This is a genomic window from Paracoccus onchidii (assembly GCF_028294535.1).
Classification (GTDB): Bacteria; Pseudomonadota; Alphaproteobacteria; order Rhodobacterales; family Rhodobacteraceae; genus Paracoccus; species Paracoccus onchidii.
The window spans coordinates 121,735-134,326 of the sequence record NZ_JAQBIE010000009.1 but is presented as its reverse complement, the minus strand read 5'-3'; the positions used below and the strand labels follow the sequence as shown (position 1 = coordinate 134,326).

General features: G+C 58.7%; 14 protein-coding genes. 6 read left to right on the top strand and 8 right to left on the bottom strand.

Annotation, left to right across the window (positions count from 1 at the left end; genetic code table 11):
- Nucleotides 1–11: 11 nt before the first annotated feature.
- The 5 genes from nqrE to PAF17_RS08560 are packed head-to-tail and all read right to left on the bottom strand — an operon-like array spanning nt 12 to nt 4,720.
- On the bottom strand, nt 12–620 hold the full coding sequence (gene nqrE / locus PAF17_RS08580; RefSeq protein ID WP_271888686.1) for an NADH:ubiquinone reductase (Na(+)-transporting) subunit E: 609 nt from the start codon (nt 618–620) through the stop codon (nt 12–14).
- The gene (locus tag PAF17_RS08575; protein WP_271888685.1) at nt 620–1,273 is read right to left on the bottom strand and encodes an NADH:ubiquinone reductase (Na(+)-transporting) subunit D; all 654 of its coding nucleotides are present in this window, start codon (nt 1,271–1,273) and stop codon (nt 620–622) included. The genes nqrE and PAF17_RS08575 overlap by 1 nt, the downstream gene beginning before the upstream one ends.
- Entirely contained in the window at nt 1,273–2,118 is an 846-nt protein-coding gene (locus PAF17_RS08570) for a Na(+)-translocating NADH-quinone reductase subunit C (RefSeq protein ID WP_271888743.1), read from the bottom strand. The genes PAF17_RS08575 and PAF17_RS08570 overlap by 1 nt, the downstream gene beginning before the upstream one ends.
- Before the next feature lie 55 nt (nt 2,119–2,173).
- Nucleotides 2,174–3,373, bottom strand: a complete 1,200-nt coding sequence (locus PAF17_RS08565) for an NADH:ubiquinone reductase (Na(+)-transporting) subunit B (RefSeq protein ID WP_271888684.1) — start codon at nt 3,371–3,373, stop codon at nt 2,174–2,176.
- 3 nt (nt 3,374–3,376) lie between these two features.
- Nucleotides 3,377–4,720 (bottom strand): Na(+)-translocating NADH-quinone reductase subunit A, encoded by a 1,344-nt coding sequence (locus PAF17_RS08560; RefSeq protein WP_271888683.1) that lies wholly within the window; start codon nt 4,718–4,720, stop codon nt 3,377–3,379.
- A gap of 158 nt (nt 4,721–4,878) precedes the next feature.
- Between PAF17_RS08560 and PAF17_RS08555 the strand changes: the two genes are divergently transcribed.
- Genes PAF17_RS08555 through PAF17_RS08545 form a run of 3 tightly spaced genes read left to right on the top strand, consistent with a single transcriptional unit; the run spans nt 4,879 to nt 6,706 of the window.
- Nucleotides 4,879–5,907: an FAD:protein FMN transferase gene (locus PAF17_RS08555; protein ID WP_271888682.1), complete on the top strand. Its 1,029-nt coding sequence runs from the start codon at nt 4,879–4,881 to the stop codon at nt 5,905–5,907.
- 21 nt (nt 5,908–5,928) lie between these two features.
- Nucleotides 5,929–6,171, top strand: coding sequence for a (Na+)-NQR maturation NqrM (nqrM, locus tag PAF17_RS08550; protein WP_271888681.1), 243 nt, complete (start codon nt 5,929–5,931; stop codon nt 6,169–6,171).
- A gap of 19 nt (nt 6,172–6,190) precedes the next feature.
- Nucleotides 6,191–6,706: a CBS domain-containing protein gene (locus tag PAF17_RS08545; RefSeq protein ID WP_271888680.1), complete on the top strand. Its 516-nt coding sequence runs from the start codon at nt 6,191–6,193 to the stop codon at nt 6,704–6,706.
- A 7-nt stretch (nt 6,707–6,713) separates the two neighbouring features.
- Here PAF17_RS08545 and PAF17_RS08540 read toward each other — a convergent pair whose 3' ends face one another.
- On the bottom strand, nt 6,714–6,899 hold the full coding sequence (locus PAF17_RS08540; RefSeq protein WP_271888679.1) for a hypothetical protein: 186 nt from the start codon (nt 6,897–6,899) through the stop codon (nt 6,714–6,716).
- 245 nt (nt 6,900–7,144) lie between these two features.
- Between PAF17_RS08540 and dgt the strand changes: the two genes are divergently transcribed.
- Nucleotides 7,145–8,494, top strand: a complete 1,350-nt coding sequence (gene dgt, locus PAF17_RS08535; RefSeq protein WP_271888678.1) for a dGTP triphosphohydrolase — start codon at nt 7,145–7,147, stop codon at nt 8,492–8,494.
- A 175-nt stretch (nt 8,495–8,669) separates the two neighbouring features.
- Here dgt and PAF17_RS08530 read toward each other — a convergent pair whose 3' ends face one another.
- The gene (locus tag PAF17_RS08530; RefSeq protein ID WP_271888677.1) at nt 8,670–9,308 is read right to left on the bottom strand and encodes a glutathione S-transferase family protein; all 639 of its coding nucleotides are present in this window, start codon (nt 9,306–9,308) and stop codon (nt 8,670–8,672) included.
- Between the two features lie 507 nt (nt 9,309–9,815).
- Between PAF17_RS08530 and dusA the strand changes: the two genes are divergently transcribed.
- The gene (gene dusA, locus PAF17_RS08525; protein WP_271888676.1) at nt 9,816–10,853 is read left to right on the top strand and encodes a tRNA dihydrouridine(20/20a) synthase DusA; all 1,038 of its coding nucleotides are present in this window, start codon (nt 9,816–9,818) and stop codon (nt 10,851–10,853) included.
- Nucleotides 10,854–10,901: 48 nt separating this feature from the next.
- Entirely contained in the window at nt 10,902–11,711 is an 810-nt protein-coding gene (locus tag PAF17_RS08520; protein WP_271888675.1) for a sulfite exporter TauE/SafE family protein, read from the top strand.
- Here the strand turns inward: PAF17_RS08520 and mazG are convergent.
- Complete coding sequence (gene mazG / locus PAF17_RS08515) at nt 11,708–12,532, bottom strand: nucleoside triphosphate pyrophosphohydrolase (protein ID WP_271888674.1); 825 nt, start codon at nt 12,530–12,532, stop codon at nt 11,708–11,710. The genes PAF17_RS08520 and mazG overlap by 4 nt on opposite strands.
- Nucleotides 12,533–12,592 lie beyond the last annotated feature (60 nt).

Sequence of the window (12,592 nt, the reverse complement as noted above, 5' to 3'; positions counted from 1 at the left end):
TTGCCGCCCCCTCAGAGATTGACGCCAGAGAAGGACATAAAGGCCATGGCCATCAGTCCCGCGCTGATGAAGGTGATCCCAAGACCCTGCAGGCCATCGGGAATGTCCGAATATTTCAGCTTTTCGCGCACACCGGCCATGGCCGTGATGGCCAAAGCCCAGCCAAAGCCCGATGAAAGGCCATAGACGGCGGATTGCGCCAGATCATAGTCGCGTTCGACCATGAACAGCGAACCACCCAGAATGGCGCAGTTCACGGTGATCAGCGGCAGGAACACACCCAGTGCATTGTAGAGCGGTGGGAAATACTTATCGAGAATCATCTCGAGGATCTGAACCATGGCGGCGATCACGCCGATATAGGAAATCAGGCCAAGAAAGGTCAGGTCCACATCCGGAAAACCCGCCCATGCAAGCGCGCCGGGCGCAAGCAGATAGGTCAGGATCAGGTTATTGGCGGGCACGGTGATCGCCTGGACCAGCGTCACCGAAATGCCCAGCCCGATTGCTGTCGAAATCTTCTTGGACACGGCAAGAAAGGTGCACATGCCAAGGAAGAAGGCGAGGGCCATGTTCTCGACGAAAATGGCCTTCACGGCGAGGGAAAGAAGATCTTCCATCAATGCGCCTCCACGGTCTGGATGCGGTATTCGCGGTCCTCGACCTGTTCGGGTTTCCACGAACGGAACGCCCAGATGATCAGACCGATGATGAAGAATGCCGAAGGTGGCAGCAGCAGCAGGCCGTTGGGCACATACCAGCCGCCATTGTTCACGGTTTGAAGAACGGTGATGCCGAAGACGCTGCCCGATCCAAGGAATTCGCGGATAAAGCCGACAAGCATCAGGATCAGCCCATAGCCCAAACCATTGCCGACGCCGTCTACGAACGACGCGAATGGAGGGTTCTTCATGGCAAAGGCTTCGGCGCGGCCCATCACGATGCAGTTGGTGATGATCAGGCCGACAAAGACCGAAAGGGTTTTCGATATCTCATAGGCATAGGCCTTGAGCACCTGATCAACGACGATCACCAGCGATGCGATGATGATCATCTGCACGATGATACGGATCGACGACGGAATCTGGCTGCGCAGAACCGAGATGAACATCGACGAGAAACCCGTCACCAGCGTCACTGCGATGGTCATGACCATCGCCACCTGCAGGGATGAGGTCACCGCCAGCGCCGAACAGATACCCAGCACTTGCAGGGTAATCGGGTTGTTGTCGACCATCGGGTCGACGAGCATGGTCCGATAGGTCTGTGCCATCAGATCTCTCCCGCTCTGACACGTTCAAGGAAGGGCTCGAAGCCGCGCTCGCTCATCCAGAACCGGATAAGGTTGTCGACCCCGCGCGATGTAAGTGTTGCGCCCGACAGCGCATCGATATGATAGTCCTCGCCCGCGGGAGGGGCGGTCTTGGCGACGGTGATGGCCAGCTCGCCCTTGCCGTCATCGGTGCGCAGCAGCTTGTCGTTCCACAGTGCTTTCCAGCGGGGGTTGTCGACTTCGGCACCAAGGCCGGGGGTTTCCGCGTGTTCATAGAACTGCAGCCCGTAGATGGTGTTCCCATCCTCTTCGACGGCGATAAAGCCATAGAGCGTGGACCACAGACCATAGCCATAGACCGGCAGGATGACCTTATCGAGCGATCCGTCTTCGTTGCGCAGCAGATAGACGGTTACGTAATTGGCCTGTCGGCCGATATTGGCGGGGTCGTCATCCAGCGGTGCCGACAGCGTCACGTCATCGGCCGCGGCCCGGTCATCGAACTGATAGGGATCGAACTGATCGGTGAACTCGCCGGTTGCCAGTTCCAGGACATGCGGTTCGAACGCCTCGAAGGTTTCGGCAACATCGATACCGTCCTCGTACAGGCCGGCGACCTGAACGATGTTGACCTGTTTGTCCAGGGCAGCATTCTGTTCCTGCAATGGCCGCAGGGACACAGCCGCCGCCGACACGATCATCGAGGCGACAAAGCAAAGCCCAAGCGCCACCACCATCGTCTTGGCGGTGTTGTCGGCCGGGGTGTCCAGAAACCGGCGCAGGAACCCTTTCGAGGTCACGACTTCACCTTCGGGGGCAGGAAGATCACGGTCTGGCGGGTTCATCTCGGGGGTGAACTTCGCCTCGGTATCCTGTCCGTTGCGGTTTTCGGTGTTGTTCTCAGACATTGCGGCGGGCCCTCCGGCGAATATTGGCCTGCACGACGAAATAGTCGATCAGTGGCGCAAAGACGTTTCCGAACAGGATGGCCAGCATCATGCCCTCGGGGAAGGCGGGGTTGATCACGCGGATCATGACGACCATGAAGCCGATCAATGCACCGTAGATATAACGGCCAAGATTTGTATGGGCACCCGAAACGGGTTCGGTGACCATAAAGACCAGCCCAAAGGCATAGCCGCCCAGCACAAGATGCCAGTACCAGGGCATCGCGAACATCGGGTTGGTATCCGAACCGATCCAGTTCAACAGCAACGAAAAGACGATCATGCCACCCAGGCACCCCACCACCATCCGATAATTTGCGATTTTCGTCGCCAGCAGGAAGGCAAGGCCCAGCAAAGCGGCCAGGGTCGATGTCTCACCCAGCGATCCGGGTACGAAACCAAGGAAGCTGTCCCACCAGGTCATGCCGCGTCCGGCCAGTTCCTGAAACCCATCAGCTGCCGAAACGGCCAATGCGGTGGCGCCGGTAAATCCGTCGACCGGCACCCAGACGCTGTCGCCCGACAATTGCGCCGGATAGGCGAAATACAGGAAGGCACGCCCTGTCAGTGCAGGGTTGAGAAAGTTCTTGCCGGTGCCGCCGAACACTTCCTTGCCGATCACGACGCCGAAGATGATGCCCAGGGCAACCTGCCAAAGTGGCGTCGTTGCAGGCAGGATCAGCGCATAGAGCATCGACGAAACCAGAAAGCCCTCGTTGACTTCGTGCCTGCGCACGGTCGCGAAGATCACTTCGAAGATACCGCCGGCAACCAGCGTCACGATATAGATCGGCAGGAAGTACAGCAGGCCGTGCAGCATGTTCGCCAGCGGATTGGCCGGATTGAAGCCGATGCCGAGAGCCTCGATGATCGCGGCGCGCCAGCCCGACGGCCCGTATTCGCCAATCGCGATATTGGTCTGATAGCCTGTGTTGTACAACGCCATCAGGATGCAGGGGATCGTGGCCAGCACCACATAGGTCATGATCCGCTTCATGTCGACGTAGGAACGTGCATGCGGCGCGGCGGTCGTGACCGTCTTGGGTGTGTAAAGAAAGCTCTCGACCATTTCATAGACGGGGAAATAGCGTTCCCATTTCCCGCCGTTGACGAAATGCGGCTCGATCCTGTCAAAGAAGTTGCGCAAGCCCATTGCCTAGCCCTCCCTTTCGATCTTGGTCAGGCAGTCGCGCAAGGCCATGCCGTATTCATATTTTGCAGGGCAGGAGAAGCCGACAAGTCCAAGGTCCTCTTCGTCAAGCTCCAGCGCCCCCAGAAGCTGAGCCTGGTCGGTATCCATCACCAACAGGGCACGCAATAGCTGGGTTGGCAGAAAATCCTGCGGCATCAGCGTTTCAAATGTGCCAAGCGGCACCATCGCGCGCCGTCCGCCGTTCAGGTTCGACGTCAGCGGGAACATGCGCCGCGCCAGGGCAGAACCCAGCACCGGCTGCACCGCGTATTTCGAGAACATCGGACGGATCCAGCCCATCGGGATCTGTTTGTGATCTTCTTCGATCAGCGTGATCTGGCGCGCATAGCGGCCCAGATATGCGGTGGCGCCTTCCCCGGCACGTCCGCTGAGAACCGATCCCGAAATGATGCGAACCGGCAGGCCAGAGGGCATGTCGGATTCCAGAAGATCCGTCATCGACGCCCCCGCGACCGTGCGCACCAGGCGGGGATTACCACAGGCAGGCCCGCCAAGCGAGATGATCCGCGATGAATCGTAATGCCCGCTCTGCACCAGCCGCCCGATGGCAATCACATCCTGATAGCCGATCGTCCAGACGGCAGAATCGGCCGTCGGCGTTTTCAGGAAATGGATATGGGTGCCGGGCAGGCCGGCGGGATGGGGGCCGCTGAAGCGCACGGGGGTGACGCCCTTGGCATCATGTCCGGGCAAAGCGGCCTCGCCAGCCTGGCATAGATAGGTGGGACCGTCGGTCAGCCGCGCAACCGCTGCGACACCCGCTGCGAAGGCATCCGGATCATCAGCGATGGCCAGCGCAGGGTCGGCGGACAACGGTTCGGTATCCGTCGCGGTCACGAAGATCGCCAGAGGCGTGCTGCCGGGCTGAGGCACCTTGGAATAGGGGCGTGTGCGGAACGATGTCCAAAGGCCGGCGGCACACAGCTTTTGCGTCAGGCCCTCGGCGCTGTCGGTATCGCCCACGGCACTGAAATCCACCGGCGGGTTTCCGGTGTCATCGACATCTATTTCTATACTGACAAGCTTGCGCCGAGCGCCGCGATTGATCGCGCGCACCCGACCGGCAACGGGCGAGACGATTTGCGCCTCGGGCATGTTCTTGTCAAACATCAGCGGCGTGCCGGCCACCACCGTATCGCCTTCTTCGACGGCAATGCGCGGCTTCAGGCCCAGATAATCATCGCCCAAAATGCCGACTGTTCTTACGGCTGGCGCCGAATCAATGGTTTGCCGCGGAGCTCCCGAAATGGGCAAATCCAGACCCTTGCGTAGCTTGAAATGCTTCACCGTCCTGTAACCTCAGCCTTGATCTTTCCGATTCATAAGCCACATGTAAGTGTGTCCGACTGTCTGCTAGTGGTTTTTTCGGCAAATGACCATAAAGAGCTTGAAAAAACTGTGCGCAATCGACTAGTTCGGCGCGAAGATTGGCGAAAGGACCTTACGTGAGCAGCTTGACATCCTTTACCCGTCGTTCGTTCCTGGTCATGCCGCTTGCGTTGGCTGCGTGTTACAACCGCCAGCAAGTCGTGGAATTCAATGGACTTTCGATGGGCACGACTTACCGGGTCGTTGCCGTCGATCATCGTAACAAGCTTGATGAAACCAAGCTGCGCCAGGCCGTTGCCGATGCGCTGGCCGAGGTGAACGGCGCGATGTCGAACTGGGATGACCGGTCCGAGATTTCGCGGGTGAATGCTGCTCCGGCGGGGGCGGTGACGCCGATGTCGCCGATCCTTTCGCATGTGATGCAGGCCGCAGCCGAGGTCAATCTGGCCAGTGCGGGGCGTTTCGATACAACCGTCGGTCCGCTGATCGAGTTGTGGGGTTTTGGCGCGCCGGGCGCACGCAGCCTGCCGGATGACGCCAGCATCGCCGCAGTTCGGGCCCGGTCGGGTCATGAAAATTCTTTGGTGATCGGTTCTGACGCCGTTCAGAAGAAGCATGATTCCGCTCAGGTCTATCTTGCCGCCATCGGCAAGGGCTATGGCGCGGACCATGTTGGCCGCGCAATCGAACGCCTTGGGATCACCGATTATATGGTTGAAATCGGCGGCGATCTTTATGCATCAGGCCGCAACCCGGATGGTGCGCCCTGGCAGATCGGGATTGAATCGCCCGATGTTGCCGATCGTGGGATGCTGGGTGTGGTCGGCGTGTCGGGCAAAGGGCTGGCATCGTCGGGCGATTACCGGAACTATTTCGAGGTCGATGGCCAGCGCTATTCGCATCTGATCGATCCCGCGACGGGGCGCCCTGTCGAACACAAGACTGCATCCGCGACTGTCCTGGCAGACAACGCCATGCTGGCCGATGCGTGGTCGACCGCGATGCTGGTTCTTGGCCGCGAACAGGGCCTCGAAATCGCGCAACAGCACGATATCGCCGTGCAATTTGTCGAACGTGACCCGTCGGTGGCGCATCTTGCCTTCAAGACCTTTGCAAGCGACGCCTTCAGGAACCTGACGGCCTGATCGAATTGAAAGGCACAAGTCATGGCCACCTTTGCTTTGTCCTTCACGCTTTTGCTGCTGGTCATGCTGGGCATGTCGCTTGGCGTGATCCTGATGAACAAGAGGATCAAGGGCAGCTGCGGCGGGCTGAATGCAATTGGCGATGCGGATCAATGCCTTGTGTGCCACAAGGAAATTGATCCCGACAGCCCGTTGCGCGAAAGACTGCAATGCCCGCGGGCGCGAAAAATGCTTGAGCAAATGGAAGGGGATCGCGTAGCCTGAGGTTGAAAGGGGTTCCGCGATGCCAACGTCTTACCAATCTCCGATGCGGCAGGATCACGAGTCTCAGCGCTCGAAAAGCCAGACCGTAAGCCTACATGAACTTCATGCGACGGTTGGCGATCTGCTTGCCAGCAAGGGCCGCGATGTGTTCTCGATCAAGCCCGGCGAAACGTTGGGGCAAGCGGTCAAGGAACTGCGCGACAAGCGAATCGGTGCGTTGATGGTCACCGATGATTCCGGCGCGCTGGCCGGAATTCTGTCAGAACGCGATATCGTGCGCAAACTTGCCGAGACACCGGGGCAGACCTTGCCGCAACTTGTCGGTGATGTGATGACCTGCGAAGTGCAAAGCTGCGATCCGTCGGAGCAACTGGTAACCGTGCTCAAGCGGATGACCGAAGGTCGTTTTCGACATATGCCGGTTCTGGAAGATGGGGCGTTGGTCGGAATGGTGTCCATCGGTGACGTCATCCATCACCGCCTGAACCAGCTGGAATATGAAGCACTGCATCTCAAGCAGCTGATCACCGGCTGACGTCCTGCTAACCCGGCAGATCAAGCGGTATGAAGGCAAGCAGCCCAAGGCCAAGGGCTGCTATCACGCCAAATAGCCAATATTGATACCTTGGGCCTTCTTTCTTCCAGACGCGGCGATACTGGTATCCCGAGAGGCAGGCCACACAGAAGATCAACGTGGCCACAACCGGATTCAGGGTAAATTCTGCCATTGGGTCTTCCTCTGTCATCTGGCTGCGATCTGATGGAAGGATCGCCTGGCGGGCATGCTTAATGCGACACGCTTTCCCGCGCCATCAGTTTCCGGCGTTTTTCGGCATTGCCATGTGGTTTTCTGTCTCTGGGCAAGTAGAGCGCATGGCTCAGTCGCCAAGATGGTCCGTGACAAGTGGCACCCTGTTTCGACCTGGGATAGGAAGCCCTTGTCTGGGCGTCGGGTAATCCAAGGAATCACGGAATGGAATGGATCAAGCTGCTTTCGAATGAGCGACTGCATGACCGCAGATATGCCGAACAGCCCAACCGATCCATTTTTACCCAGGATTATGATCGGATCGTGTTTTCAGAACCATTTCGCCGCCTTGCCAACAAGACGCAGGTGCAGCCACTTTACGAACATGATCACGTGCATCACCGTCTGATCCATTCGATCGAGGTTGGCAGCGTGGGGCGATCGCTGGCAATGTCCATCGGACAATGGCTGGTCGAGCAGGGCGAAATCGAAGCCGGAGAAGAGAACAGCCTGGCCAATATCGTTCAGGCCGCTTGCGCGGCACATGATATTGGAAACCCTCCCTTTGGGCATTCGGGCGAAAACGCGATCGGCGCTTGGTTTTCCGACAGATTTCAAGAGCCGAGCGGCATATTCTCCGATCTCGACGAGACTTTGCGCGATGAGTTCCGGAACTTTGAAGGGAACGCACAAGGTTTTCGGATCGTCGCAAGAACCGAGATGTATCGAAATGCCGGCGGTATGCGCCTGTCAAAGGCGGTGCTGGGCGCTTTTATGAAATATCCCCTCAGCGCGGCGACCAGATCCGTGCTTGCCGGCGGGGCTATCAGCGACGCGGGCTACTTCGGGAACAAGAAATTCGGTCTGTTCGAATCCGATCAGGCATTGTTCGCCGAAGCGGCCGGCACCTTGGGACTGCCAGAGATTCAATCTGGCGACCGGCGCTGGTGGCGTCGACACCCCTTGGTCTTCGTGGTCGAGGCCGCCGATGACATTTGCTATAACATCGTTGATCTTGAAGATGCCTTTACCACCGGGGAACTGACATTCGAGATCGTCCGCGACGCGCTGTTCGATCTTGCAGAGCGTCCCAATCGGGATACCGCGGGCATGAGCGAGGCTGAGCAAATCGCCCTTCTTCGTGCCATCAGTATCGGCAAGGCCATTCAAAGCTGCCTTGAGGCATTCAAGGACAATTATCGCGCGATCATGGAGGGGACATTCTCGCGCAGCCTGATCGAGGCTGGCACCTTGGGAGGGCAGTTCGCGCAAATAAAGACGCTTGCCGGTTCGCGAATTTTCACGGCCCGCAGGAAAACCGAGCTGGAGGTGTCCGGGCATCGGATTATCGGAAATGTTCTTTCCGGCATTTTGCCTGTATATCAGCAACTTGCTGACGAAAATTGGAATGCCGAAGAACTTGATGAGCATCCGCGGCAGATCGCGCGGGCGCTTTCGCTGGACCTGCGCGACATCTCGAACCCCGAACAGGCCCTGCATGGCATGGCTGACTTCATATCGGGAATGACCGATCGCTACGCATTGCGGATATCGCGGATGCTGTCGGGAACCTGACCATCACTCCATGCCAGACGCAGCCGGGTGGCACGCGGTATCGACCGATATGCCGCGACGCCCGACCGTGACGACAACATCTGGGTTGAGCGCCGCACCGGGCAATGCAAGGCGGCCAGCCGCTTGGCCAGTTCGCGCCCGAACTTATTGACGCGACAGTTGCGGGTGTTGCCGATCAATCAGCCTTGGCGAAGTGATCCAGTTGATCTTGATAGGCTTTCTTGAAGGCCGGTCGTGAAACTGCACGTTCAACATAGGATCGGCAATTCGGATAGTTGCTCAGCGCGTCAAAGCGGTCGGCCAGACGCAGAACATCGGACATGATGATGTCGGCGATGGAAAAATCATCACAAAGCCAGTTTCGTCCCGAAAGATAGGCTTCGACATGACCGAGCCGCGCCGACAAAAAACCGTCCAGAGCCTGGCGACCGGGCGTTTCTTCTTCATCCCCGGAAAATTTGAAGATCGTGAAGGGCAGAACCGCCATCTCTACCGAATTCAGCCCTGCAAACAGCCACATGATTACTTCGCTTCGTCCTTTTGGGTCCGCTGGTAACAGCTTGCCGCTGGTCTCCGCGAGATAGAGCAAGTCGGCTCCGCTTTCGAAAATGGAGATGTCGCCGTGGGTCAGCCATGGAACCTGCCCGAATGGCTGGTTTTCAAAATGCTCGTCGCCCCTATCCTTGAAAGGTGTGCTTTCAACCCTGTAGGGCAGTCCAACTTCTTCCAATGCCCAACGCAGCCGGATATCGCGAACATATCCGCGCGGCACATTTGGAACCCAATCGAATGTTGTGATCGTGATGTCGGCCATTCGCCTACACTAACATCGGTGCCCCGGACTGTCGAACGTCGGGTGCCTCGGCGAAACTGGCGCCAGCAATTCTTGCCGCAACTCCCGTTAACCCGGCCCTTGCGGGTTTCGCCAATAACATCCAGACCGCCTGTACATTGTCTTCTTGGCAGTCCTTTCCCGTGATCTTGTGTTGCATGATGGTGTGCGATGGGTGGGCCTTCGTTCGCCTCACCTGCGGTTGACTCTGCTTGACATATCGCGAATTGGCATCCACAAGCCTGCCCTCGGGCCGGCGCTTCATGTCCAGCGCTCGGGGCTTGCGAAGTTCTGCCCCACGCTTTTTCATACATGCCCGCGCGGTCTTCTTACGATCGAAGATATATGCTGATTTATGGACGATGCGCCGGTTTTGCTTGATTCCGATGCCGACCGGGATGGCAATCGATCCACTGGTCCGGATACGCTTCGCAGTTGGCTTGCGATCGGTATCGCAAGCTTGGAACAAAAAACATCGAACAAGGCAAGATGATGCAAGATCCATCACCTAAGAACTTATCGCAAGCTTTTGACGATGAACATAAGGCATCAATTGCGATGGCGTCTCGCCTCAGCATTGCGCCGATGATGGATTGGACGGACCGCAATTGTCGGGTGTTTCACCGGATGATGTCGCGGCACGCCTTGCTTTACACCGAAATGGTCACTGCGCCTGCGGTGGTTCACGGCGACCGGTCCCGGCTATTGGATTACGATGCCGCAGAGCATCCGTTGGCATTGCAGCTTGGCGGTTCTGATCCGGCCGAACTTCGGCAGGCCACGCAGATCGCGAATGACTGGGGGTATGATGAAATCAACCTCAATGTCGGCTGCCCCAGCGATCGGGTGCAATCCGGCTGCTTTGGGGCCGTGTTGATGAAATCACCCGATCTGGTCGCTGAATGTGTCATGGCAATGCAGGATGTCAGCAGGGCCGAGGTGACCGTCAAATGCCGCATTGGCGTTGATGATCAGGATCCTTCCGACGTTCTTCCGGACTTTATCGCCCGTATGCAGAAGGCCGGAATTCGGCGGATGTCGATCCATGCCCGCAAGGCGTGGCTGCAGGGTTTGTCGCCGCGCGAAAATCGCGAAGTTCCGCCGCTGGATTATGATCTGGTTCACCTGATGAAACAGCAGTTTCCCGACATGCATCTGTCCGTGAACGGCGGGATCGGATCGGTCGCGGATATCCACAGGCATCTGGACCATATGGATGGGGTGATGGTGGGGCGTGCCGCGTATCATCAGCCTTGGGATATTCTGGGCGCGGCGGATCGGCTTTGGGATGCTGCGGCGCCGATGCACGGCCCCGTCGAAGTCGCCGAGGCCATGCGCCCGGTGATCCAGGCGCATCTGAAAAATGGTGGCAGGCTGCACCAGTTCACCCGTCATATGCTGGGGTTGTTCCATGGTCGGGCCGGTGCACGCAGCTGGAAGCGAACGCTGTCCGAGGGCGCATCCAGGGGCGGGATCGAGGTCTATGACGCTGCGCTTGCACAGGTGAGGCAGGCAGCGGCGGCCTAGGTTCAATTCGGGCTGGCATGCACTGGCGCTGTGCGATAGCCACGCGGCATGAGCGAATATCTTCTTCCGGTTCTGATCCTTTTGGGCACGGGGGCCTTTGCGGGAATCCTTGCGGGTTTGCTGGGGGTGGGCGGTGGCATCATACTGGTGCCGGCCTTTCTTCTGGTGTTCACACAGGCGGGGTTTGGCGGGCCGGATGTGATGCAGGTCTGCCTTGCGACCTCGCTTGCGACGATCATCGTGACCTCGATCCGTTCCGTTCTGGCGCATCACCGCCGGGGCGCGGTTGACTGGAATATCCTGCGCAACTACGCGCCAGGAATTGCGGTCGGCGCGGTGTTGGGGGTCATGGTGGTGCAGGCCTTGCGCACGCAAACGCTGCAACTGGTTTTCGCGGTTCTGGTCGTGATCATCGCCACCTACATGGCCATGTCGCGGCCGCATTGGCGCCTGGGCGACCGGATGCCGCGCGGATGGCTGCAGGGCGTGATTTCATTGTGCACAGGATTCATATCGGTGTTGCTGGGGATCGGCGGGGGCAGCATTGGCGTCCCGCTGATGACGCTGCACGGAATTGCGATCCATCGTGCCGTCGCGACCGCCGCGGGATTCGGAATTCTGATCGCTGCGCCTTCGGTTGCGACCTTCCTTTTCGTGCCTGCACAGAATGCGCCGCCCCTGACCATCGGGTCGGTGAATGTCGCCGCATTTCTTGTAACCATCGCGATGACATTGATGACTGCGCCATTGGGCGCGGCGCTGGCGCATCGTACCGATGCGGCGCGGCTGAAACGCTACTTCGCGATTTTCCTGTTTCTGGTCGCGCTGAACATGCTGCGCAAGGTTCTGATCGGCTAGGCGCGGGCCTTTTCCCGCAGCTTGGCCTGATCCCAGAGCCGGTCCATTTCAGCCAGATCGCTGTCCTCGGGTTTGCGCCCATCGGCGGCCAGTGCGGCCTCGATGGCCTGAAAGCGGCGGGTGAATTTGGCATTGGCGCGACGCAGGGCCAGCTCTGGGTCCAGATTGAGATGTCGCCCCAGATTGGCCATCACGAAAAGCAGATCGCCGAATTCTTCCTCAAGCGCGGTGTGGTCCAGCTTGTCGCGCGCCTCGACCAGTTCGGCGGTTTCTTCGGTGATCTTGTCCAGCACATTGGCGGCATCCGGCCAGTCAAAGCCCACACGCGCGGCGCGGTTTTGCAGCTTGAGCGCGCGGGTCAGGGCCGGCAACCCCATCGCCACCCCGTCCAGCGTTCCGCGTTCGGCCTTGTTGGCGCGTTCGACCGCCTTGATCGCCTCCCAGTCCTTGATCTGCTGTTCGGCGGATTTGTCGCGGCTTTCGTCGCCGAAAACATGGGGATGACGAAAAACCAGCTTGTCCGAGATGGCGGCTGCGCAATCGGCAAAGTCGAACATCTCCGCTTCATCCGCCATTTGCGCGTGGAACACGACTTGCAGCAGCAGGTCGCCCAATTCTCCGGGAAGTTCGCTCCATGCCTTGCGCTCAATCACGTCGGCGACTTCATGCGCCTCTTCGATCGTATAGGGGGCGATCGACGCAAAATTCTGCTCTATATCCCAAGGGCAGCCTTTGTCGGGATCGCGCAACATTGCCATGATCTCGATCAGCCGGGTGACTTCCCGGGCTGCGTCGCGCGAAGCGGGATTTGATTCGGCCATTGCAATTCACCTTGTCGCTGGTCCAGAACGACCTCTCGACTGCCACAGCAGAAGGTCCGT

Coding starts and splice junctions, on each gene's coding strand:
- nqrE (WP_271888686.1), bottom strand. CDS start 620: ATGGAAGATCTTCTTTCCCTCGCCGTGAAGGCCATTTTCGTCGAGAAC.
- PAF17_RS08575 (WP_271888685.1), bottom strand. CDS start 1,273: ATGGCACAGACCTATCGGACCATGCTCGTCGACCCGATGGTCGACAAC.
- PAF17_RS08570 (WP_271888743.1), bottom strand. CDS start 2,118: ATGAACCCGCCAGACCGTGATCTTCCTGCCCCCGAAGGTGAAGTCGTG.
- PAF17_RS08565 (WP_271888684.1), bottom strand. CDS start 3,373: ATGGGCTTGCGCAACTTCTTTGACAGGATCGAGCCGCATTTCGTCAAC.
- nqrM (WP_271888681.1), top strand. CDS start 5,929: ATGGCCACCTTTGCTTTGTCCTTCACGCTTTTGCTGCTGGTCATGCTG.
- PAF17_RS08545 (WP_271888680.1), top strand. CDS start 6,191: ATGCCAACGTCTTACCAATCTCCGATGCGGCAGGATCACGAGTCTCAG.
- PAF17_RS08540 (WP_271888679.1), bottom strand. CDS start 6,899: ATGGCAGAATTTACCCTGAATCCGGTTGTGGCCACGTTGATCTTCTGT.
- dgt (WP_271888678.1), top strand. CDS start 7,145: ATGGAATGGATCAAGCTGCTTTCGAATGAGCGACTGCATGACCGCAGA.
- PAF17_RS08530 (WP_271888677.1), bottom strand. CDS start 9,308: ATGGCCGACATCACGATCACAACATTCGATTGGGTTCCAAATGTGCCG.
- dusA (WP_271888676.1), top strand. CDS start 9,816: ATGATGCAAGATCCATCACCTAAGAACTTATCGCAAGCTTTTGACGAT.
- PAF17_RS08520 (WP_271888675.1), top strand. CDS start 10,902: ATGAGCGAATATCTTCTTCCGGTTCTGATCCTTTTGGGCACGGGGGCC.
- mazG (WP_271888674.1), bottom strand. CDS start 12,532: ATGGCCGAATCAAATCCCGCTTCGCGCGACGCAGCCCGGGAAGTCACC.